Origin of the sequence: Pseudolactococcus laudensis, from assembly GCF_013449735.1 — a bacterium.
Lineage (GTDB): Bacteria > Bacillota > Bacilli > Lactobacillales > Streptococcaceae > Pseudolactococcus > Pseudolactococcus laudensis.
The window spans coordinates 1-1,285 of record NZ_JACBNY010000065.1; the positions used below are offsets into that span (position 1 = coordinate 1).

The window sequence follows — 1,285 nt, forward strand, 5'->3', positions numbered from 1 at the left end:
AGGGTCTCCTTTTAAACTTAATTTTTCAAGATAGTCGCTATCTCCAAATAAATTCATCTTCAATACCTCGTTAGCTTATTTTTAATCTATTATACCTCTTTTCATACGTTTTTAGAGGTGCCCTTAACTCATAAAACTTTCCGATGTCTTCTGGCAAAATATCTTCCTTGATAGTTTTATCATCAAATTGAGCATCAGCTTGAATTTTAATCTTAACATTTGAAATCGAACGCGCTGTTGTGAATTGAATAGAAGCAGTATCACTAGCGCTAAAAGGACTCACTAATTCTTTAGTTTCAGTTAGCGTCCATCCTTTTTCTGGGTTAACTAAAATCGGGTTATTTTGATTATCAAAAATTTTAAACTTCAAACGTCTTTTTTCGTTATCTTGAGCCGCTTGATAACGATAGTGAATTTCCCAAACATTGTTTTCTTGAGATGCAGTGACGTTTGAAGTCACCCCTAAATCTTCCTGGTTGATTAATTTTGTTTCTTTAGTTTCAAATGAATCAGCCAGGACTGTGTATCCTTGCCAAATATTTGGTAATAAATTTACAATTAATACGAAAATACTTAGCCACACAGACCATCTCTTCTTCATATCTCAACTCCTTTCTTTAAGTACAAAAATATTGATTAAATAGGTAATAACACGATAGAATTGATTGTAAACAACATTAATCATTCAACTTGATGCCAATGTCTCTTTTGATAAATAAACTATCCAGTACACGGGATGATTTACCTCATTTCTGTATGACGGCAATGACACCACAAATGCCTAATTTAAAATCGAATTTTTCTTAGAATAATCAATTCTAAGAAAAATACAAGTTTAAACGCTACAAAAAACATTAAAAAAAATACCTGACGGCTGATTGACGACTTTTAGTAGCTCTGAAATAGAATCTTAAAAATAATTCTTTTCTATGAGTTTGATTTTCTAAACAATACAAAAGAAAAATAACAACTAATACATCACTTTTTCTAAGCAAACATGATTTACAAGAAAAAGAAGGTGTCTATTCTTCTCTAAATTAAAAGTTTTAGGTAAAAAAAAAAGCGTGTCACTCAACAGTTACTCGCTTTTTTAGAAAATCAGTATCTCACATATATTTTGGCAAAGATATATATGAGATACTATTTTTATTTAGTTAAGGGCACCTCTAAAAACTGCTTTTGATAACTTTTGAGATAAATTTTTCTAGCGCTAGGCATTGCGACAAAGCATACTACTGTAAGGTGCGGAGCAATAACGACGCGATAGGTAAATTTAGCCAAAAGT

General features: G+C 31.1%; 1 protein-coding gene. It reads right to left on the reverse strand.

What is annotated here, in order from left to right; genetic code table 11:
* Positions 1-70 precede the first annotated feature (70 nt).
* Positions 71-601: a hypothetical protein gene (locus HZR21_RS11490; RefSeq protein ID WP_180747713.1), complete on the reverse strand. Its 531-nt coding sequence runs from the start codon at positions 599-601 to the stop codon at positions 71-73.
* Positions 602-1,285: the final 684 nt, after the last annotated feature.

Bases quoted from the DNA above. Each gene is read 5' to 3' on its own strand.
- HZR21_RS11490 (WP_180747713.1), bottom strand. From the start codon at position 601: ATGAAGAAGAGATGGTCTGTGTGGCTAAGTATTTTCGTATTAATTGTA.